The sequence below is a fragment of the Klenkia brasiliensis genome (assembly GCF_900100695.1).
GTDB classification, from domain to species: domain Bacteria; phylum Actinomycetota; class Actinomycetes; order Mycobacteriales; family Geodermatophilaceae; genus Klenkia; species Klenkia brasiliensis.
In genome coordinates this window covers 181,170-200,108 of sequence record NZ_FNCF01000006.1, presented here as the reverse complement: position 1 = coordinate 200,108, position 18,939 = coordinate 181,170, and the positions used below count along the sequence as shown (strand labels likewise).

The window sequence follows — 18,939 nt, the reverse complement described above, 5'->3', positions numbered from 1 at the left end:
AAGGATCGACCCCGTGCACGCGCTCGAGGTCGTGGTGGTCGTCGGTGTCCTGGTCCTCCTCGGCACCCTGCTGGCGCGCTGGGTCCGGCTCCCGCCGCCGCTGGTGCTGCTCGCCCTGGGCACCGTCGTGGGGTTCCTGCCCGGCGTCGGCGGGGTGGAGATGCCCCCCGACGTCGTCCTGTTCCTCTTCCTCCCGGCGCTGCTGTACTGGGAGTCGCTGACCATCTCGCTGCGCCAGATCCGGGCGGACCTGCGGGTGATCAGCCTGATGTCGGTCGGCCTGGTGCTGGTCACCGCCGGCACGGTCGCGGTCGTCGGGCACGCGCTGGGCCTGTCCTGGCCGATGGCGTTCGTGCTCGGCGCGGTGCTCGCGCCCACCGACGCCACGGCCATCGCCACGGTCGCCGGCCTGCTGCCGCGCCGGGCGCGCACCCTGCTGCGGGCGGAGAGCCTGGTCAACGACGGCACCGCGCTGGTGGTCTTCGGCGTCGCGGTCGGGGTGGCGGTGGGCACGCTGGACGTCGGGCCCGGCGGGGTGGCCTGGCGGCTGGTGGCCTCCTACGCCGGCGGGATCGCGGTCGGGCTGGCGCTGGCCTTCGCGGTCACCGAGCTGCGCCGGCGGCTGACCGACGTCCGGCTGGAGAACGTGGTCGGCGTCCTGACCCCGTTCGTGGCCTACCTGCCCGCCGAGCTGCTGCACGCCTCGGGCGTGGTCGCGGTGGTCACCTGCGGGCTGACGCTCACCCAGATCGCCACCCGGGTCATCTCACCCAGCGCCCGGGTGCAGGCCGCCGGGTTCTGGTCGCTGACCACCTTCCTGCTCAACGGGTCGCTGTTCGTGCTGGTCGGGCTGGAGCTGCACGCGGTGGTCGAGGGCCGCAGCGCGGCGGAGATCTGGACCGGGGTGGTGGCCACGCTGTGGGTCGCCCTCACGGTGGCCGGCACCCGGCTGGTCTGGGGCAACACGCTGCCCTACGTCATCCGGGCCCTGGACCGGCGGCCGGCGCAGCGGCTGCGCCGGGTGGGGTTCCGCGGTCGGCTGCCCGGCCAGTGGGCCGGCTTCCGCGGGGCCGTGTCGCTCGCGGCGGCCCTCGCCGTCCCCACGACGACGGCGGCCGGCGGGCCGCTGGAGGGCCGGGACCTGCTGCTGATGGTCACCTTCGGCGTCATCGTCGTGCTGCTGGTGGTGCAGGGGCTCACCCTGCCGGCGGTCATCCGCTTCTCCCGGCTGCAGCCCGACCCGGCGGAGGCGCAGGAGGAGCTGCTGGCGCAGCGGGAGGCCCTGGGTGCCGCGCAGGCCGCGCTGGACGTGCGGGCCGCCGAGCTCGGCGTCCCCGAGGCCGTGGTGGCCCGGGTGCGGGAGGCCCACGAGGCCCGGGAGCGGCAGCTGCACCTGACCCAGGTGCTCAGCGACGGCCGGGTGACCGACCCCGACCACCGCGCGGCGAAGAAGGCGGTGCTGGCCGAGGCGGAGTCCGAGCGGCGGCTGCGGCTGGCGCTGCTGGCCGACAAGCGGGACGCCGTGGTCCGGCTGCGCGACCTGCACGCCATCGACGACCTGGTGCTGCGCCGGGTGATGGCCCAGCTGGACGCCGAGGAGGTCCGCCTGGTCGGCGTCCAGCCCGAGGACTAGGGGCGCCGGTCCTGCAGGAAGCGGAACCGCTCGCGCACCCGGGCGACCTCGGCCGGGTCGACATCGGCCACCAGCACGGTCTCCCCGCCCGCCGCGGTGGCCAGCAGCTCGCCGAGCGGGCTGATGATGCGGCTGTCGCCGGCGTGCTCGGTGCCGTCGCCGGCGGTGCCCACCCGGTTGCAGCCGACGACGTAGGCCTGGTTCTCGATCGCCCGGGCCTGCAGCAGGGTCTGCCAGTGCAGCCGGCGGGCGGCGGGCCAGTTGGCCGGCACCAGGTAGACGTCGGTGTCCGGGGCGAGGGCCCAGAACTCGTCGGCGAAGCGCAGGTCGTAGCAGACGAACAGGCTCACCCGCAGGTCGCCGACCTGCACGGTCACCGGGGTGGTGCCGGCCCGGAAGTACTCGTGCTCACCGGTGTGGGTGAACGGGTGCAGCTTGCGGTAGCGGTGCACCGTGCCGTCGGGACCGGCCAGCACGAAGGAGTTGGCGGGCCGCGGGTCGTCGGCGGCGACCTCGGCGCTGGAACCGCCCACCCAGACGCCGTGCCGGGCGGCCTGCTCGGCCAGCCACTGCGCCGACGACCCGCCCTCGGGCTCGCCGATGCCGTGCCGCATGGAGAACCCGGTGGAGAAGGTCTCGCTCAGCAGCACCAGCTCACCGCCGGCGCCCACCGCGCGGTCGACCAGCCCGGCCAGCCGGGCGTGGTTGGCCGCCCGGTCCTCCCAGACGATGTCGTGCTGGACGACGGCCACCCTCATGCGGTCAGCCTCCGGACGGCCTCGGCGAGCACCTCGGGCCGCTTGCAGAAGGCGAACCGGACCAGGTCGCGGCCCAGCTCGGCGTGCTGGGCCAGGTAGAACGCCGACATGGGGACGGCGACCACCCCGACCCGGTGCGGCAGCTCGCGGCAGAAGGCGAGCCCGTCCCCGTCGACCCGCACGGTGGCGAAGTAGGTGGCCTCCGGGCTGATCACCGGCAGCCCGGCCTCGGCGAGCCCGGCGACGAGCAGGTCGCGCTGGTGCTCCAGGTCGGCGGCGACCCGGGCGAAGAACGCGTCGGGCAGGCCGAGCCCGGCGGCGATGGCCGGCTGGAACGGGCCGGCGTTGACGTAGGTGAGGAACTGCTTCGCCGTCCGCACGCAGGTCACCAGCTCGGCCGGGCCGCACACCCAGCCGACCTTCCAGCCGGTGGTGGAGAACGTCTTGCCGCCGCTGCTGACCACCAGCGTGCGCTCGCGCATGCCGGGCAGCTCCGCCAGCGACACGTGCCGCGCTCCGGTGAAGACCAGGTGCTCGTAGACCTCGTCGGTCAGCGCCACCAGGTCGTGCTCGCGGACGACGTCGGCGACCAGCTCCAGCTCGGCCCGGTCGAACACCTTGCCGGTCGGGTTGTGCGGGGTGTTGAGCAGCACCAGCTTGGTGCGGGGGGTCACCGCGGCCCGCAGCTGCGCGGGATCGAAGGTCCACCGGCCGGCCTCCCCGGGTGGCGGGGGCCGCAGCGGCACCGGGACGACGACGCCGCCGGCCATCGAGATGCAGGCGGCGTAGCTGTCGTAGAGGGGCTCGAAGACCACGACCTCGTCGCCGGGGTCCAGCAGCCCCAGCAGCGCGCCGGCCAGCGCCTCGGTGGCCCCGGCGGTGACCAGCACCTCGGTGGCCGGGTCGTAGGACAGGCCGCGGAAGCGCTGCACGTGGGCGGCGACCGCCTCGCGCAGCACCGGCAGGCCGGGGCCGGGCGGGTACTGGTCGAGGTCGGTGCCGATGGCCGCGCGGGCGACGTCCAGCACCTCGGCCGGGCCGGGGGTGTCGGGGAAGCCCTGCCCGAGGTTGACCGAGCCGGTGGCCACCGCCAGGGCGCTCATCTCGGCGAACACCGTCGTCCCGAAGCCCTGCAGGCGCTGGGCGAGCAGGCTCACCGGGCGTCCCCGAAGCGGACCGTGCGGGTGGCCGGGTCGGCGACCTCGACCCGCACCCGGGCGACCTCGCCGGCCTCGAACCGGCCGTCGGCACGGCCCTGCACGGCCAGGTCCACCAGCACCACCGTGGCGCGGTCGTCGTCGGCGTCGAGCACGACCGCATCGAACACCTCGCCCACCCGGTCGGCCAGCAGGGTGGCCTCGACCAGGTCGACGACGGCCCGCTCGACGGCGTGGGTGCGCCGGTCGGAGGCAGCCATCAGGTCGGTGAGCTCCGGCAGCGCGGCCCGCAGCTCCGCCGACGGCTGGGCACCCGCGGCGAGGGCGAGGCAGACCTCGGTGCCGAACCGGTCGACCAGCCGGCGCAGCGGGGCGGTGACGTGGGCGTAGGGCCCGCCGACACCGCCGTGCCCGGGCTGCGCCGGGGGCTCGCCGTCGAAGGCGGTGTAGCCGGCGCCGCGCAGCAGCGAGGTCGCGGCGTCGAGGAAGGCGGCGTGCCGGGGCCGGGCCGGGTCCAGGGTGGCGACGACCTCGCCCGGGGTCGCGCCGTCGGGCCAGGCCACCCCGAGGCCGGGCGCCAGCCGCCGGAGCGCGGCCACGGCGCCGGGGTCCGGCGGCGGCAGGGTGCGCAGGATGCCCACGCCGCCGTCGAGCATCAGCCGCGCGGCGCAGCGGCCGGTGAGCAGGGAGATCTGCGCGTTCCAGCCCTCGACGTCGCTCTGGCCGCGGAACACGACGGTCCAGCCGCCGTCGGGCCCGGGCTCGACCTCCTGGGACGGCGTGCCCAGCTCGATCGCGCCCCGGTCGCGGGCCCGGGCCTGCAGCAGCCGGCCGATCTCGGGCAGCAGCTCCAGCTCGACGGGCAGCTGCTCGCCGACCGACTCGTAGTCCAGCTGGGCGCGGCTGCGCACCCGGGCCCGGCGCAGGTCCACCGCGGTCACCTCGCCGTCGGCGTCCAGGTCGATCGTCCACAGAGCGGCCGGGCGGAGCTGGCCGGGCAGCAGGCTGGCCGCGCCCTCGCTCAGCTGCGGCGGGTGCAGCGGGGTGCGGCCGTCGGGGCAGTAGACGGTCTGGCCGCGCCGGCGGGCCTCGGCGTCCAGCGCGCTGCCGAGCGGGACGAATGCGCCGACGTCGGCGATGGCGTAGGAGACCCGGTAGCCGCTGTCCGTGCGGGCCAGGTGCACCGCCTGGTCGAGGTCGCGGGCGCCGGGCGGGTCGAGGGTGACCAGCGGCAGGTCGGTGGCGTCGTGGTCGGGCAGCGGGGGGTTGGCCGCCACCCGGTCGGCCTCGGCGAGGACGTCGGCCGGGAACCCCTGCGGGACGTCGAACTCCTCGCGCACCGCGACGAAGTCGAGCGGACCGGACACCCTCAGCACGCGAGCCACCCCGTCACCGTTCCACGTGGAACGTGCAGGTACACAGGGCCCATGCCCGAGGGACACATGATCCACGTCGACGCGCGCCGGTTCGACGAGGCGATGACCGGCCACGTGGTCCACGCGGAGAGCCCGCAGGGCCGGTTCGCCGACGGCGCGGCGGCGCTGGACGGCCGCACGCTGCGCGGCACCGAGGCGTTCGGCAAGAACCTGTTCCTGCGCTTCTCGGGGGACTCCCCGCAGTACCTGCACGTGCACCTGGGGCTGATCGGTGGCTGGACCTGGTGGGACCACGACCACCAGCAGCTCTCGGGCCGGCCGGTGGTGAAGGCCGACGACTCCGGCGTCCGGCTGCGGCTGCGGTCCGGGCGCGGGGACGCCGCGCTCAGCGCCGAGCTGCGCGGGGCGATCACCTGCACGCTCGTCGACGAGGAGGGCCTGGACCGCGCGGTCGCCAAGCTCGGCCCCGACCCGCTGCGCGACGACGCCGACCCCGACGTCGCCTGGGCCAAGGTGCGGAAGTCCACGAAGCCCATCGGCGGGCTGCTGCTGGACCAGGCGGTGACCGCCGGGGCAGGGCTGATCTGGCGGGCGGAGGTGCCGTTCCTGGCCGGGGTCGACCCGCACCGGCCCGGCGTCGACGTCACCGAGGACGAGTTCACGACCATGTGGTCGCAGATGCGCCGGGTGATGAAGGCCGCGGTGGACCGCGGCGGCAAGGAGATCACCACCGACCCCGCCGACCGGCCGGGCACCGACGGGCACGTCAGCCGGGACGACGCCTTCTACGTCTTCCGCCGCGAGGGCGAGCCCTGCCTGCGCAGCGGGACGCCGGTCGAGGTCGCCGAGATGGGCAACCGCAAGGTCTGGTGGTGCCCCACCTGCCAGCCGCGGTAGCCGCCGCGCGTCCCGGCCCCGCACGCGCCGCGGGCGGGGCCGGTAGCGTCCGCCGGGTCCGTCCAGCCGTCCCCAGGAGTCCCCCGTCGTGGTCGCCCGCACTCCCGTGTTCCTCGACTGCGACCCCGGCATCGACGACGTGCTGGCGCTGGCGTTCCTGCTCACCCGTCCCGAGCTGGAGCTGGTGGGCATCGGCACCGTGTCGGGCAACCTCGACGCCGCGGGCGCCGCGCAGAACACGCTGCAGGTGCTCGACCTGCTCGGTGCGCCGGCCGTCCCGGTGGCCGCCGGCACCCGCGACTTCCGCACCCGGGCCTACGCCGGCGGCGCCCCCGACGTCCACGGCACCAACGGCATCGGCGACGTCGAGCTGCCCCCGACCACGCGGACGCCGGACCCCCGCGGGTCGGTGCAGCTGCTGCTGGACCTCGCCCACGAGCACCGGGGCGCCCTCCGGGTGCTGGCGATCGGCCCGCTGACCAACCTCGCCGCCGCCCTCGACGCCGCCCCCGACCTGCCCGGGCTGGTCCGCGACGTCGTGGTCATGGGCGGGGCGTTCACCGAGCCCGGCAACATCACCCCGCACGCCGAGGCCAACATCTGGAACGACCCGGAGGCCGCGGACCTCGTCTTCGCCGCCCCGTGGCCGGTGACCGCGCTCCCGGTGGACGCCGCCCGCCTGCAGCGCCTGGAGGCCGAGGACCTGGACGCGCTGCGCACCGACCCCTCCCCCGCCGTCGCCGCGGTCGGCCGGATGCTCGACGTCTACGGCGAGTTCTACCGGGGCGTGTTCGGCCGGCGCCTCGCCGTCCTCTACGACCCGCTGGCCGCCGCGCTGCTCACCGACGCGGTGCAGGTGGTCGGCGAGCTGACCGGGCCGGTGGTCGTCACCACCGGGGACGGCGAGGAGCGGGGCCGCACCGTGGTGGGCGGCGTGCACCCCGGCCGGCCGGAGCACCGCGTCGTGCTGGCCACCGAGCCGGCGTTCGGGCCGCTGCTGGTGGCCGCGCTGCGGTCGCTGGCCGCGCGCTAGGGCGCCCGGTCCACCCGGACGTCGCCCAGGCCCTCGATGCTCACCACGTCGCCGGCGTGCAGCTGGCGCCCGCGGCGGTCCTCGGGCTCGCCGTTGACCTGCACGACGCCCTCGGCCAGCACGTCCTTGACCTGCGCGCCGGTGGGGACGGCGTCGACCAGCTTCAGCAGCTGACCCAGCCGGATGACGTCCTCGCCCGGGCGGAGCTCCACGGTCTGCACGGGGTTCACCATGCCCGCAGCTCGTCGCCGACCGCGATCCGGCCCCCGCCGCTGGGCACCGCCCCCACCGACAGCGTGCCCTCGTGCGTGCGGTGGATGGTCTTGAGCACCCCGGTGTCCCGGCCGACCCCTCCGGGTTGCGGCCGGGTGGTCATCACGCAGCGGGCCACCGGGGCGACGACGTCGAGGACCGCGGTGCCCAGCCGCACGCGCTGGCCGACCAGCTCGTCCTCCCCGGCGCCGTCGAGCAGCACGTTGGCCCGGAACCGGCGCGGCGACCAGTCGCCGGTGGACCCGGTCGACAGCAGCGTGACGCGGGAGCCGGCGTTGTCGTGGAAGGCGCCGTCGGCCCCGGAGAAGGGGTTCCACCGCGACTCGGTCTCCAGGTCGGCGGGGTTCTCGTAGGTCCGCGGGCCGGGGTGGCTGGCCGGCCGCAGCTCGACCGGCCGGCCCACCCAGTCGGAGAGGACGGCGTCGTCCCCGGTCACCGTGCCGTCGGGGAGCACCACGTCGGGCCGGCCGCCGGTGGTGCGGGCGGCGGCGAACAGCAGCTCGGGCACCCGGCGGGCGGTGAGGCCGAAGCCGGTGGACGTGTCGAACAGCGCCCACGCCCGGTCGCCGACGAACCCCTCCGGGCCGACGTCGACGGCGTCGCACCGCTCGCCCTGCAACGACTTGACCGGGTAGCGCCACAGCTCGAGGACCTGCATGTGGTCAGTGTCGCGCGCCGGGTGCTGCACGGAGGCCGTCCGGCGTGCCAGCCTGACGCCGCCACCGAGACGGGAGTGACCCAGATGACCGACGGCGAGGAGCTGCCCGGCCCCCGCAGCGTGCTCGACGTGCACGTGCCCGACCGCGACGACCTGCTGGTCTCCTTCGTGCCCGAGGACCAGCCCGGGGACGGCGTCCTCGTGGTCACCGTCGCCCAGGACCGCACCGGACGGCGCATCCGCGTCCCGGTCGGCCAGGACGTCGAGCTGATCTGGTCCTCCCGCCGCGGCCCCCGCGCCCGCACCGCCCGGGTGCTGGAGGTGGTGACCGACGGCGAGCCCACCTGGCGGCTGGAGCCCCTGGGCAGCGTCCGCGACGGCCAGCGCCGCGGCGCGGTGCGCGCCGAGGTGCTGCTGCCGGCCGTGCTCACCGACGGTGCCCGCAGCGTCGAGGGCACCACGCTGGACCTGTCCGAGACCGGCGTGCGCGGGCGCTGGCCGGTCACCGACGGCTGGCCGGCGGTGCTGGACCGGGTGACCGTGACCCTGCACCTGGGCGAGGGCCGGGTGGTGGCCGGCCCGGCCGAGGTGCGGCGCGGCTACCCGGTCACCGACGGCCGGCTGGAGGCCTCGCTGGTCTTCGAGGGCTGGCCCGAGCGGGCCGAGGACCAGGTGCGGGCCCGGGTGTTCGAGCGGCTGCGCCAGCTGGCCCGGCGCGGCGACCTCTAGGCGGGCCGCCAGGACAGCGTCCAGCTGCCCGCCCAGGTCTCCTCGGGCGCCAGCACCACCAGGTCGGCGCCGTCGGCCAGCGCGTTCGGCGGGCAGGTCATCGGCTCCACGGCCAGGCTCCGCCGCCGCTGTCCCTCCGGCAGCGTGTCGCCGGTGTAGACCTGCAGCCACGGCCACCGGCCGTCCACGGCCAGCTCCAGCTCCCCGGCCGGGCCGGCCAGCCGTACCCGCGCCCAGCCGTCCTCGTCGCGTACCAGGTCGGTGAGGGCGTCGTCCAGCGCCCGGTCGCCGATGGTGCCGACCGCGCCGTCGAAGGCGTGCCGGCCGCCGGTGGGCAGGCCGCCGTCCAGGTCCAGGCCGGTGCGGGCGGGCACCTGCAGGCTCGCGGCGCCGATCGCGCCGTCGTCCTCGGACCCCACGTGCAGGTAGGGGTGCATGCCGACGCCGAAGGGGGCGTCGTGGGTGCCGGCGTTGCGCACCCGGACGGTCACGGTCAGCCGGTCGGGGTCCAGCCGGTAGTCCACCGCCACGGCCAGCCGGAACGGGTAGCCCGGCCGCGGCTCCAGCACGGTGCCGACGGTGACGGTGTCCTGGGTGCGGGCCAGCACCGAGAAGGGCTGCCAGGACAGCAGGCCGTGCATGGCCGCGCCCCCGGCCGCGGTGTCCAGCTGCAGGTCGGTGCCCCGCCAGGACCAGCGGCCCCCGCGCAGCCGGTTCGGCCAGGGCAGCAGCAGGCCGCCCCGCCGTCCCTTCGGCACCTCGCCGGTGCGGTAGCCGTCCAGGACGTCCCAGTCGCCGACCGCGAGCCGCCGCAGGCCGCCGCCGCGCAGGTCCACCGCGACCCGCGCGCTGCCGCGCTCCAGCCACGCCCCCAGCGGCTCGGTGGTCGGCCACGCGGCCTCCTCGGGCACCACGCCGGGCATGCCGAGCAGGTCGGCCAGCACGTCGAGCACCTCGGCCCGCCGGACGGCGGCGGCCGGTGCGATCTCGGTCAGACCGAAGTAGCCGTGCACCAGGCCGGGGCCGGGCAGGTGGACGACGTGCACCCCCGCGGCGGCCAGCTCGACGGCGTAGGTGTCGCCCTCGTCGCGCAGCGGGTCGAACTCGGCGGTGGCCACCACCGCCGGCGGCAACCCGGAGAGGTCGGTGCCCAGCGGGGCGGTCCAGCGGTCGCCGCCGTCGGGCAGGTACCAGTCCCAGAACTGCCGCATGTCCGAGGACTCGAGGAACAGGCCGGTGGCGTTCTGCTCGACCGACGGCATGGCCATGGTGGGGTCCAGACCGGGGTAGGCCAGCAGCTGCGCGGCCAGCACCGGGCCGCCCTCGTCCCGGCAGCGCAGCGCCACCCCGACCGCCAGCCCGGCGCCGGCGCTGTCGCCCGCGACGACCAGCGGCGCCGAGGGCCAGCGCTCCGCGGCCCAGCGGACGGCGGCCAGGCTGTCCTCCAGCGGCGCGGGGTGCGGGTGCTCGGGGGCCAGCCGGTAGTCCACCGCGACGACGATCGCGCCGAGCCGGTTGGCCACCGCCCGGCACACCGGGTCGTGGGTCTCCAGGTCGCCGACCGCCCAGCCGCCGCCGTGCAGCCACACCACCACCGGGCGGGCCTGCCCGCCGACCCGGCCCAGGCCCGACCGGTAGACCCGCACCGCGAGGTCGCCGGCCGGCCCGTCGACCGTCCGGTCCTCCACGTCGGCGACCGGTTCGGGCCGGTAGCCCTCGCCGCGGCGGGCCAGCGACAGCGCGCGGTAGCGCTCCCGGTCGACGGCGGCGTCGCCGCGGACCAGCGGGGTGGCCCCGAGGTCGACGAGGCGCTGCAGGAACGGCGGGAAGTGCGGGTCGATCGGCACGGGGTCACCTCACCACGGCTCGGTGCACCCGGCGAGGGGTCACCCGGCGAGCGGTTCCTCGCCGTTGCCCAGCAGGGACACCCGGACCAGGCCGGCGGCGAGGCGGGCCAGGTCGTCGCCGTCCACCAGGTCGGCGAGGGCGGCCGGGTCGGTGGGCAGGCCGACCCGCTCGGCGCCGCGCAGCGCCCGGTCGTCCAGGTGCGGGCGCAGCCACGGCCACACGGCCTGCGCCTCGCGGAGGAACACGTGCGCGCCGAGCGGACCGAAGCCGGGGAAGTCCTGCAGCAGCGCGGCGGCCCGGTCGGCGTCGCCGTCGGCCTCGGCGGCCAGCCGGCTCAGGTCGCCGTGCCAGCGGTCGCGGACCTGGGTGGCGAGGTCGCCCAGCTGGCGGGAGGTGCGCTCGTCGTAGCGGCGGTAGTGGCCCCGGCCCAGCGCGTCGACCCGGTCCTGCCAGCTGGCCTCGAGCATGTGGTCGGGGGTGGTCAGCCCGGCGTCGAGCAGCTCGGAGGTCGCCGCGACCGCGATGTCGGCGTCGATGCGGGCGGACAGCAGCTCGGCCAGCACCAGCAGCTGCCAGAGCGGGGCGGGGGTGTCGGCGAGCCGGATGCCGGCCTGCGCCGCGAAGGTGGTGCCGTGCTGGCCCAGGACGGCGGCGGCCGTGTCGCGGGGGGTCATGACCGCGCCCTACCCGTGACGGGCCGACCAGCACATCGGTGACAGGTGTCAGTGGTGGCGGGCCCGTGCGCTGGGAAGACTCGTCGCATGCCCGCCACCGAGCTCCGCGCCGCCGACACCGACCGCACCGCCGTCGCCGAGGTCCTCGGCCGGGCGCTGTCCGAGGGTCGTCTCACCGTCACCGAGTACGACGAGCGCCTGGCCGCCGCCTACGCCGCGCGCACCCTCGCCGAGCTCGCCCCGCTCACCGCCGACCTGCCCGCGCCCGCCCCGGCCCGCCGTCCCGAGCAGCGCGCCACCTACGGCAGCTGCGGGGGCGGGGACCTGCGCCAGGCGTGGCGCGGGTACCTGACGGTCGCGCTCGTCGTGTGGGCGGTCTACCTGGCCTCGTCGCTGGCCGGCGGCTTCGGCTACCCCTGGCCGGTGTGGGTGGTCGGCCCGTGGGGCGCGGTGCTGCTGGGCCGTACGCTCACCACCCGCGGTGCGCCGGCCCGCCGCGGCTGACCCACCGACGACGAGAGGCCCCACCCGGATCGGGTGGGGCCTCTCGTCTGCACTGTGGGCAAGGGGGGAGTTGAACCCCCACGTCCTCTCGGACACACGGACCTGAACCGTGCGCGTCTGCCATTCCGCCACTTGCCCTGGCGAGGGAGAACACTAGCAGCCGCCCGCGAGCGCCTTCCATCGGGGCGTCGCGCGCTCACCGACCGGTCCGCGGACCCGTGCCCGGTTACGATCGGCTGCCAGTCAGTGGGAGGTCAACCGAGCGTAGGGAGCGACTGTGGGTGTGCTGCAGCGCTTCGAGCGTCGCCTGGAGGGCATGGTCGGCCTGGCCTTCGCCCGCATCTTCAAGGGCAAGGTGCACCCGGCCGAGATCGCCAAGGCCCTGCAGCGCGAGGCCACCGAGCAGCGCAAGGTGATGGGCGAGGGCCGCGTGCTGGTGCCCAACGTCTACGAGGTGCGGCTGGGCCCCACCGACTACGACAACCTGGCCGAGTGGTCCGAGCAGCTGGCCGCCGAGCTCGCCGACATGGTGTCCGAGCACGTCGACGACGAGGGCTTCCAGACCTTCGGCGACGTCCAGGTCCGGCTCGAGCGCGACGAGGAGCTGCACACCGGCGTGTTCGAGGTCGCCTCCCACGTCGCCGACCCCCGCGCGGGCCAGCGCCCCCAGCGCTTCGCCACCGACCTCGACGAGAGCTGGGGCGGGCCCGTCCCGGGCCACGACCCCGCCCCGCCGCCGCCCGCCCGCCCGGGCCTCCCGCCACTGCCGCCGCTGCCCTCCCTGCGCGGCCAGGAGCCCGGCGGTCCCTCCGTCGTCGGCCGCGCCGGGCAGCGCCCGGGGGTCACCCACGTGCTGGTCGTCGACGGCCCGGGCACCCGGCACGTCCTGGGCGCCGGCAGCAACGTGATCGGCCGCGGCACCGAGGCCGACATCCGCCTCCCCGACACCGGGGTCAGCCGCAAGCACGTCGACGTCGTCCTCGAGGGGCCGGTGGCCAGCGTCCAGGACCTCGGCTCGACCAACGGCACGCTGGTCAACGGCCGCCGGGTCGGCCGCCAGCCGCTGTCCGACGGCGACGTCATCCGGATCGGGCACTCCGTGCTGGTCTACCGGCAGGACGGCGCATGACCGCCGAGATCGTCCTGCAGGTCTTCCGGTTCGGCTTCCTGCTGCTGCTGTGGCTGTTCGTCTTCGCCGCCTTCCGGGTGGTCCGGGCCGACCTGCTCGGCGGCCGCACCGGCCGGGTCTCCTCGGTGCCCCCGCGCGCCCAGGCCGGCAAGAAGCGCGGCGGCCGCGGCCCGAAGAACCTGCTGGTCACCGCCGGGCCGCTGTCCGGCACCAAGATCACCCTGGGTGAGCAGGCGATCCTCATCGGCCGGGCCGACGACTCCACGCTCGTGCTCACCGACGACTTCGCGAGCTCCCGGCACGCCCGGCTGACCAACCGCGGCGGCCAGTGGTACGTCGAGGACCTCGGCTCCACCAACGGCACCTACCTGGACCAGCAGCGGGTGCAGGGCCCCCTCCTGGTCGCCCCCGGCCAGCCGATCCGGATCGGACAGACAGTGCTGGAGCTGCGCTCATGACCCTGGTGCTGCGCTACGCGGCGCGTTCGGACCGCGGTCTGATCCGCGGCAGCAACCAGGACTCCGTCTACGCGGGGCCCCGGCTGCTCGCCGTCGCCGACGGCATGGGCGGGCACGCGGCGGGCGACGTCGCCAGCAAGGTGGTCATCGCCGCGCTGGAGCACCTGGACGACGACACCCCCTCCGGCGACATGCTCTCCTCGCTGCGCAACGCCGTGTTCGACGGCAGCGAGCACCTGCGCGAGGTGATCCGCGAGTCCCCCGAGCTCGAGGGCATGGGCACCACCCTCACCGCGGTGCTGTTCGCCGGTGGCCGGCTGGCGCTGTGCCACGTCGGCGACTCCCGCGCCTACCTGGTGCGCGACGGCCAGCTCAACCAGATCACCCACGACGACACGTTCGTGCAGACCCTGATCGACGACGGCCGGATCACCGAGGACGAGGCCAACAGCCACCCGCAGCGCTCGCTGCTGCTGCGGGCGCTCAACGGCCAGGACGTCGAACCCGACCTCTCGATGCGCGAGGCCCGGGCCGGCGACCGCTACCTGCTGTGCTCCGACGGCCTGTCCGGCGTGGTCAGCCACGAGACGATGGCCGAGGCGCTGCGCGACCCCGACCCGCAGGCCACCGCCGACCGGCTGGTCGAGCTCGCCCTGCGCAGCGGCGGCCCGGACAACATCACCTGCATCGTGGCCGACGTCGTCGACGACGACGGCAGCTCCTCCATCGACCCGGTCGTCGACGGCGCGGCCGGGGACAACCGCGGCCAGCGCGAGGTCGACCCCCGCTCCGCCGCCGGTCGGGCGGCGCTGGCCGACCCGCGCCCGGCCACGCCCACCGCGTCGGTGGCCACGGCCACCCCGCCGGTCAAGCGGCGCCGCCCGCTGCGCACCGCGCTGCTCGCGCTGGCCGCCGTGGTCGTGCTCGGCGCCGCCGCGGTCGGCTTCTACGCCTTCGTCGGCAACCACTGGTTCGTCCGCTCCGTCGACGGCGGGGACGTCGGGGTCTACCGCGGCATCAACGCCTCGCTGGTGGGCCTGGACCTCTACCGGCTGGACACCCCGACCGACCTCGCCCTCACCGACCTGACCCAGGCCGCCCGCAGCCGGGTCGAGTCGGGCATCGAGGCCAGCGACCGGGGCGACGCCGACCGGATCCTGTCCAACCTGCTCGAGCAGCGGCTGCCCGAGTGCCGCACGGTGGGCGCGACGCCGTCCGGCTCGGCCAGCAGCTCGCCGACCACCGGCGCCCCGGGCACGACCGCGCCGACGACGACGGCCCCCCCGAGCGACCCCGCCGCCACCGCCGCGCCGCCCACCACCACCGCGCCGACCACGACCACGAGCACGTCGACGTCCACCCGGACGCAGGAACCCGGGGTGGACTGCCGGGAGGCGGACTGATGGCCGCCCCCGCGGCCGGGCCGGGCACCGACCCGAGGCAGGGTGCGCCCGGGGTCACCACGCCGCCCAAGCGGCGCGGCACCGAACTGCTGATGCTGGGCTTCGCGGTGCTCATCACGCTGGCCGCGCAGACCATCGTCGACATCACCGTCACCGGTTCGCCCAGCCCGGAGATCGCCACCTTCGGTGCCTGGTTCACCGGCCTGTGGCTGGTCGCCCACCTCGTCGTCCGCAAGGTCGCGCCCTACGCCGACCCGCTGCTGCTGCCCTGCGTCGCGGTGCTCACCGGCCTCGGGCTGTCGATGATCCACCGGCTGGACATCGCCGCCAACGCCCTCGGCGAGTCGGTGTCGGCCCGCGAGGACGCACCCACCCAGCTGCTGTGGGCCACCGTCGGCATGGTGCTGTTCGTCGCCGTCCTGCTGGTCGTCCGCGACCACCGGGCGCTGTCCCGGCTGGCCTACACCATCGGCCTGGTCGGCCTGGTGCTGCTGGCCATCCCCGCGGTGCTGCCCTCGGCGCTGTCGGAGGTCAACGGCGCCAAGATCTGGATCCGCGTCGCCGGCTTCTCCATCCAGCCCGGCGAGTTCGCCAAGATCTGCCTGGTCATCTTCTTCGCCGCCTACCTGGTCGACAAGCGCGACGTGCTGGCGCTGGCCAGCCGCCGGGTGCTGGGCCTGGAGGTGCCGCGGGCCCGCGACCTGGGCCCGGTGCTGGTCGCCTGGGGCGTGTCGATCCTGGTGCTGGTCTTCGAGCGCGACCTGGGCAGCTCGCTGCTGCTGTTCGGCATCTTCGTGGTGATGCTCTACGTGGCCACCGAGCGGGCGTCCTGGCTGCTCATCGGTGTCCTGCTGTTCGCCGCCGGCGGCACCGTGGCCTACCAGCTGTTCGGCCACGTCCGGGTGCGCGTGGACACCTGGCTGGACCCCTTCGCCTACTACCCCGACGGCGGTGGCTACCAGGTCGTGCAGTCGCTGTTCGGCCTGGGCACCGGCGGGCTGTTCGGCGCCGGCCTGGGCGGCGGGCGCCCGGACCAGGTGCCGGTGGCCAAGAGCGACTTCATCGCCGCCGCGCTGGGCGAGGAACTGGGCCTGTTCGGCCTGGTCGCGATCGTGGTGCTGTACCTGGTGCTGGTCGAGCGCGGGCTGCGCACGTCGCTGGTGGTCCGCGACGGGTTCGGCAAGCTGCTGGCGGCGGGGCTGGCCTTCGGCGTCGCGTGGCAGGTCTTCGTCGTGCTCGGCGGCGTCACCGGGCTGCTGCCGCTGACCGGTCTGACCACCCCGTTCGTGGCCTACGGCGGTTCGTCGCTGGTGGCCAACTTCGGCCTGGTCGCGCTGCTGGTGCGGATCAGCGACGCCGCCCGCCGGCCGGCCGCCCCGCCGGCCCCGCCGGCGCCCAAGCTCGGCGAGGCCCTCACCGAGGTGGTCAAGCCGTGAACTCGCCGCTGCGCAAGGTCGCGATCAGCGTGCTGGTGCTGTTCACCCTGCTGATCCTCAACGCCAACTACATCCAGGTCGTGCGCTCCTCGGAGCTGCGCGCCAACCCGTCGAACACCCGCATCCTGGCCGAGGAGTACGACCGGGAGCGCGGCGCGATCGTCGTGGCCGGCAACCCGGTCGCGCAGTCGGTGGCCACCGACGACACCCTCACCTACCTGCGGCAGTACCCCAACGCCGAGGTGTACTCGACGGTCACCGGCTACTACTCGCTGGTCTACGGCAACAGCGGCATCGAGCGGGCCGAGAACGACATCCTCTCCGGCTCGGACGACCGGCTGGCCTTCCGCCGGATCGCCGACCTGTTCACCGGCCGCGACCCCTCCGGCGGCAACGTCGAGCTCACCCTCGACCCGGCCGCGCAGCAGGCCGCCTTCGACGCCCTCGGCGGGGTCGACGGCGCCGTGGTGGCGCTGGACCCCCGCACCGGCGCGGTGCTGGCCATGGTGAGCAGCCCCGGCTACGACCCCAACCAGCTCTCCAGCCACGACCCGGCGGCCATCCGCGCCTACTCCGACCAGCTGTCGACGATGGACCCCGACCCGCGGACGAACGCCACCATCTCCGAGCGGCACTCCCCCGGTTCGGTGTTCAAGCTGATCACCTCGGCGGCGGCGCTGCAGGACGGCTACACCCCCGACACCGTCGTCCCGGCCCCGCAGCAGTACGTGCTGCCCGGCACCAGCCGGCCGCTGAACAACTACAACGGTGAGTCCTGCGCCGCCTCCGGCGAGCAGCCGCTGATCGACGCGCTGACGATCTCCTGCAACACCGCCTTCGCCGAGCTCGGCGTCGACCTCGGCGAGGACCGCATCCGCGCCACCGCCGAGGCCTTCGGCATCGACCAGGGCCAGTTCGACATGCCGTTGACGGTGGCGGAGAGCACCGTGGGCGACATCGACGGCGACGCGCAGCTGGCGGTGGCCTCCATCGGCCAGCAGAACGTGCAGATCACGCCCCTGCAGGGGGCGATGATCGCGGCTGCGATCGCCAACGACGGCACGCTGATGACGCCCTACCTGGTCGACCAGCTGCAGGCGCCCGACCTCAGCGTCGTCGACCAGACCGAGCCCACCGAGATGGGCCAGCCGGTCTCCGCCGAGGTGGCCGGCCAGCTGCAGCAGATGATGGTCAGCGTCGTGGAGAACGGCTCGGGCCGGCGTGCGCAGATCGACGGCTACACCGTCGGCGGGAAGACCGGTACGGCCCAGACCACCGCCGAGGACGACGACAACCAGTGGTTCGTCGGCTACGCCGGGCCCGACGGCGACCCGCAGATCGCCGTCGCGGTGTTCATCCAGGGCGGGCAGGGCACGGGGGGCGACCTGTCCGCACCGGTGGCGCAGCAGGTCATGTCGGCCTACCTCGCCGCCCGCGGGGGGAACTGATGACGCTCCACGTGGGCAGCGTGCTCGCCGACCGGTACGAGATCACCGCACCGATCGCCACCGGCGGCATGGGCGAGGTGTGGCGGGCCACCGACCGCACCCTGGGCCGCACGGTCGCCGCCAAGGTCCTCAAGGCCGAGTACACCGGCGACCGGAACTTCCTCGAGCGCTTCCGCAACGAGGCCCGGCACACCGCGGGCCTGGCGCACCAGAACATCGCCTCGGTCTACGACTACGGCGAGATCACCGACACCGACGGCCGCGAGGTCGCGTTCCTGGTGATGGAGTACGTCGAGGGCGAGCCGCTGGTCTCGATCCTCGACCGCGAGCTGACGCTGTCCCCCGAGCGCACCCTCGACGTGCTCGCCCAGGCCGGCGAGGGCCTGTCGGCGGCGCACCGGGCCGGCGTGGTGCACCGCGACATCAAGCCCGGCAACCTCATGGTCCGCCCCGACGGCGTGGTGAAGCTGACCGACTTCGGCATCGCCTGGGCCCGCGACGCCGCCCCGCTCACCCGCACCGGCATGGTCGTGGGCACCGCGCAGTACCTGTCCCCCGAGCAGGCGCAGGGCTTCCAGGTCACCGCCGCCTCCGACGTCTACTCCCTCGGCGTCCTGGGCTACGAGTGCCTGGCCGGCAACCGGCCCTTCGACGGCGACTCGCAGGTGGCCATCGCGCTGGCCCAGATCAACCGCCCCCCGCCGCCGCTGCCGCCCACCGTGCCCGGCCCGGTGCAGGCACTGATCGAGAAGGCCCTGGCCAAGGACCCCGGGCAGCGGTTCCCCGACGGCGGGGCCTTCGCGGCCGCCGCCCGCGCGGTGGCCGCCGGCGGACCGGGGCCGGCGACGTCGGCCGCCACCACCGCCTACATCCCCGTCGCCGGCGGCGACGGCACCCAGGTCATCGGTCCGGTGGCCGCCGGTGCGGCCGGGGCCCTGGCCGCCGCGGGCGCCCTCGGCGCGGCCGGCGGTCCCGCGACCGCCCCGCGCACCATGCCGCCCCTGCAGGGCCCGCCGGTCGACGGCGAGGACGACGGCTGGGACGACGAGGACGACGGCCGCCGACGCCGCTCGCCCTGGCCGTGGGTGGCCGCGGCCGCCGTCCTGCTGCTGGTCCTGGGCGCGGTGCTGGCCTTGACCCTGCTCGGTGGCGGCGACGACGAGGCCCGCACCCCGGGGACGACGACCACCCCCGCGACCACCACCTCGGCACCCGCCGCCACGACGACGGAGTCGGCGCCGGGGACCTCGGAGAGCTCCGCGGAGCAGACCACCGAGGAGACGCAGGAGCAGACCGAGGACCCGGGCCAGGAGACGACGCAGGCCCCGCCGCCGGCCGGCACCACCACCACGCAGGCCCCGCGCACCACGACCGCGGCGCCCACGACGTCGTCCCCGACCCTGTCGTCCCCGGCCCCGACCACGACCGCGGCGCCCACCACGACCGAGAGCACCGCCCCCGACGCCTCCGGTCCGACCACGTGACCGGCGCCTCCCCGGCGCGCACGACCGGATCGCCTACGCTG

At 75.6% G+C, this 18,939-nt stretch carries 18 protein-coding genes and 1 tRNA gene; 11 read left to right on the top strand and 8 right to left on the bottom strand.

Going from position 1 to position 18,939, the window contains the following annotated elements:
* The first annotated feature begins 13 nt into the window (after window positions 1–13).
* Window positions 14–1,633, top strand: coding sequence for a Na+/H+ antiporter (locus BLT39_RS17930; RefSeq protein WP_091066854.1), 1,620 nt, complete (start codon window positions 14–16; stop codon window positions 1,631–1,633).
* On the opposite strand, the gene BLT39_RS17925 is transcribed toward BLT39_RS17930, so the two are convergent.
* From BLT39_RS17925 to BLT39_RS17915, 3 genes are read right to left on the bottom strand one after another with little or no spacing between them, the layout of a single operon-like run.
* Window positions 1,630–2,391 carry a carbon-nitrogen family hydrolase gene (locus BLT39_RS17925; protein WP_091066850.1) on the bottom strand — a complete coding sequence of 254 codons (762 nt, stop codon included), beginning with the start codon at window positions 2,389–2,391 and terminating at the stop codon, window positions 1,630–1,632. The two genes, BLT39_RS17930 and BLT39_RS17925, sit on opposite strands and share 4 nt — an antisense overlap.
* Window positions 2,388–3,548 (bottom strand): pyridoxal phosphate-dependent aminotransferase, encoded by a 1,161-nt coding sequence (locus BLT39_RS17920; RefSeq protein ID WP_091066847.1) that lies wholly within the window; start codon window positions 3,546–3,548, stop codon window positions 2,388–2,390. Before BLT39_RS17920 ends, BLT39_RS17925 begins: the two co-directional genes overlap by 4 nt.
* On the bottom strand, window positions 3,545–4,924 hold the full coding sequence (locus BLT39_RS17915; protein WP_242658523.1) for an RNB domain-containing ribonuclease: 1,380 nt from the start codon (window positions 4,922–4,924) through the stop codon (window positions 3,545–3,547). Before BLT39_RS17915 ends, BLT39_RS17920 begins: the two co-directional genes overlap by 4 nt.
* A 51-nt stretch (window positions 4,925–4,975) precedes the next feature.
* Here BLT39_RS17915 and BLT39_RS17910 point away from each other — a divergent pair, with 51 nt between their 5' ends.
* Together BLT39_RS17910 and BLT39_RS17905 are read left to right on the top strand one after the other, a co-directional pair.
* Window positions 4,976–5,821 (top strand): Fpg/Nei family DNA glycosylase, encoded by an 846-nt coding sequence (locus tag BLT39_RS17910; protein WP_091066842.1) that lies wholly within the window; start codon window positions 4,976–4,978, stop codon window positions 5,819–5,821.
* Between the two features lie 88 nt (window positions 5,822–5,909).
* Window positions 5,910–6,854 carry a nucleoside hydrolase gene (locus BLT39_RS17905; protein WP_091066839.1) on the top strand — a complete coding sequence of 315 codons (945 nt, stop codon included), beginning with the start codon at window positions 5,910–5,912 and terminating at the stop codon, window positions 6,852–6,854.
* On the opposite strand, the gene BLT39_RS17900 is transcribed toward BLT39_RS17905, so the two are convergent.
* Window positions 6,851–7,087 carry an RNA-binding S4 domain-containing protein gene (locus BLT39_RS17900; protein WP_091066836.1) on the bottom strand — a complete coding sequence of 79 codons (237 nt, stop codon included), beginning with the start codon at window positions 7,085–7,087 and terminating at the stop codon, window positions 6,851–6,853. The genes BLT39_RS17905 and BLT39_RS17900 overlap by 4 nt on opposite strands.
* Entirely contained in the window at window positions 7,081–7,785 is a 705-nt protein-coding gene (locus tag BLT39_RS17895) for an MOSC domain-containing protein (protein ID WP_091067389.1), read from the bottom strand. The genes BLT39_RS17900 and BLT39_RS17895 overlap by 7 nt, the downstream gene beginning before the upstream one ends.
* Before the next feature lie 84 nt (window positions 7,786–7,869).
* Between BLT39_RS17895 and BLT39_RS17890 the strand changes: the two genes are divergently transcribed.
* Window positions 7,870–8,514: a PilZ domain-containing protein gene (locus tag BLT39_RS17890; protein WP_091066834.1), complete on the top strand. Its 645-nt coding sequence runs from the start codon at window positions 7,870–7,872 to the stop codon at window positions 8,512–8,514.
* Here the strand turns inward: BLT39_RS17890 and BLT39_RS22765 are convergent.
* Both BLT39_RS22765 and BLT39_RS17875 read right to left on the bottom strand, forming a co-directional pair.
* Complete coding sequence (locus tag BLT39_RS22765) at window positions 8,511–10,361, bottom strand: aldose epimerase family protein (protein WP_207508116.1); 1,851 nt, start codon at window positions 10,359–10,361, stop codon at window positions 8,511–8,513. The genes BLT39_RS17890 and BLT39_RS22765 overlap by 4 nt on opposite strands.
* A gap of 39 nt (window positions 10,362–10,400) precedes the next feature.
* Window positions 10,401–11,036, bottom strand: coding sequence for an HhH-GDP family DNA glycosylase (locus BLT39_RS17875; RefSeq protein ID WP_091066831.1), 636 nt, complete (start codon window positions 11,034–11,036; stop codon window positions 10,401–10,403).
* 87 nt (window positions 11,037–11,123) lie between these two features.
* Here BLT39_RS17875 and BLT39_RS17870 point away from each other — a divergent pair, with 87 nt between their 5' ends.
* Window positions 11,124–11,540: a DUF1707 SHOCT-like domain-containing protein gene (locus BLT39_RS17870; protein ID WP_091066829.1), complete on the top strand. Its 417-nt coding sequence runs from the start codon at window positions 11,124–11,126 to the stop codon at window positions 11,538–11,540.
* A 55-nt stretch (window positions 11,541–11,595) separates the two neighbouring features.
* Here the strand turns inward: BLT39_RS17870 and BLT39_RS17865 are convergent.
* Window positions 11,596–11,678 (bottom strand) — tRNA-Leu (locus BLT39_RS17865).
* Between the two features lie 139 nt (window positions 11,679–11,817).
* On the opposite strand from BLT39_RS17865, the gene BLT39_RS17860 reads away from it, so the two are divergent.
* From BLT39_RS17860 to BLT39_RS17835, 6 genes are read left to right on the top strand one after another with little or no spacing between them, the layout of a single operon-like run.
* Window positions 11,818–12,669 carry an FhaA domain-containing protein gene (locus tag BLT39_RS17860; RefSeq protein WP_091066826.1) on the top strand — a complete coding sequence of 284 codons (852 nt, stop codon included), beginning with the start codon at window positions 11,818–11,820 and terminating at the stop codon, window positions 12,667–12,669.
* On the top strand, window positions 12,666–13,127 hold the full coding sequence (locus tag BLT39_RS17855; protein WP_091066823.1) for an FHA domain-containing protein FhaB/FipA: 462 nt from the start codon (window positions 12,666–12,668) through the stop codon (window positions 13,125–13,127). Before BLT39_RS17860 ends, BLT39_RS17855 begins: the two co-directional genes overlap by 4 nt.
* Window positions 13,124–14,530 (top strand): PP2C family protein-serine/threonine phosphatase, encoded by a 1,407-nt coding sequence (locus BLT39_RS17850; protein WP_091066819.1) that lies wholly within the window; start codon window positions 13,124–13,126, stop codon window positions 14,528–14,530. The genes BLT39_RS17855 and BLT39_RS17850 overlap by 4 nt, the downstream gene beginning before the upstream one ends.
* The gene (locus tag BLT39_RS17845; RefSeq protein WP_091067382.1) at window positions 14,530–15,966 is read left to right on the top strand and encodes an FtsW/RodA/SpoVE family cell cycle protein; all 1,437 of its coding nucleotides are present in this window, start codon (window positions 14,530–14,532) and stop codon (window positions 15,964–15,966) included. Before BLT39_RS17850 ends, BLT39_RS17845 begins: the two co-directional genes overlap by 1 nt.
* A complete protein-coding gene (locus BLT39_RS17840) occupies window positions 15,963–17,414 on the top strand; it encodes a peptidoglycan D,D-transpeptidase FtsI family protein (protein WP_091066815.1) in 1,452 nt (483 codons plus the stop codon). The genes BLT39_RS17845 and BLT39_RS17840 overlap by 4 nt, the downstream gene beginning before the upstream one ends.
* Window positions 17,414–18,898 carry a serine/threonine-protein kinase gene (locus tag BLT39_RS17835; protein ID WP_091066812.1) on the top strand — a complete coding sequence of 495 codons (1,485 nt, stop codon included), beginning with the start codon at window positions 17,414–17,416 and terminating at the stop codon, window positions 18,896–18,898. The genes BLT39_RS17840 and BLT39_RS17835 overlap by 1 nt, the downstream gene beginning before the upstream one ends.
* Window positions 18,899–18,939: the final 41 nt, after the last annotated feature.

What these genes read in the sequence shown, in the direction of transcription:
- BLT39_RS17870 (WP_091066829.1), top strand. Translation starts at nt 11,124, where the DNA reads ATGCCCGCCACCGAGCTCCGCGCCGCCGACACCGACCGCACCGCCGTC.
- BLT39_RS17890 (WP_091066834.1), top strand. Translation starts at nt 7,870, where the DNA reads ATGACCGACGGCGAGGAGCTGCCCGGCCCCCGCAGCGTGCTCGACGTG.
- BLT39_RS17895 (WP_091067389.1), bottom strand. Translation starts at nt 7,785, where the DNA reads ATGCAGGTCCTCGAGCTGTGGCGCTACCCGGTCAAGTCGTTGCAGGGC.
- BLT39_RS17900 (WP_091066836.1), bottom strand. Translation starts at nt 7,087, where the DNA reads ATGGTGAACCCCGTGCAGACCGTGGAGCTCCGCCCGGGCGAGGACGTC.
- BLT39_RS17855 (WP_091066823.1), top strand. Translation starts at nt 12,666, where the DNA reads ATGACCGCCGAGATCGTCCTGCAGGTCTTCCGGTTCGGCTTCCTGCTG.
- BLT39_RS17910 (WP_091066842.1), top strand. Translation starts at nt 4,976, where the DNA reads ATGCCCGAGGGACACATGATCCACGTCGACGCGCGCCGGTTCGACGAG.
- BLT39_RS17875 (WP_091066831.1), bottom strand. Translation starts at nt 11,036, where the DNA reads ATGACCCCCCGCGACACGGCCGCCGCCGTCCTGGGCCAGCACGGCACC.
- BLT39_RS17845 (WP_091067382.1), top strand. Translation starts at nt 14,530, where the DNA reads ATGGCCGCCCCCGCGGCCGGGCCGGGCACCGACCCGAGGCAGGGTGCG.
- BLT39_RS17850 (WP_091066819.1), top strand. Translation starts at nt 13,124, where the DNA reads ATGACCCTGGTGCTGCGCTACGCGGCGCGTTCGGACCGCGGTCTGATC.
- BLT39_RS17925 (WP_091066850.1), bottom strand. Translation starts at nt 2,391, where the DNA reads ATGAGGGTGGCCGTCGTCCAGCACGACATCGTCTGGGAGGACCGGGCG.
- BLT39_RS17835 (WP_091066812.1), top strand. Translation starts at nt 17,414, where the DNA reads ATGACGCTCCACGTGGGCAGCGTGCTCGCCGACCGGTACGAGATCACC.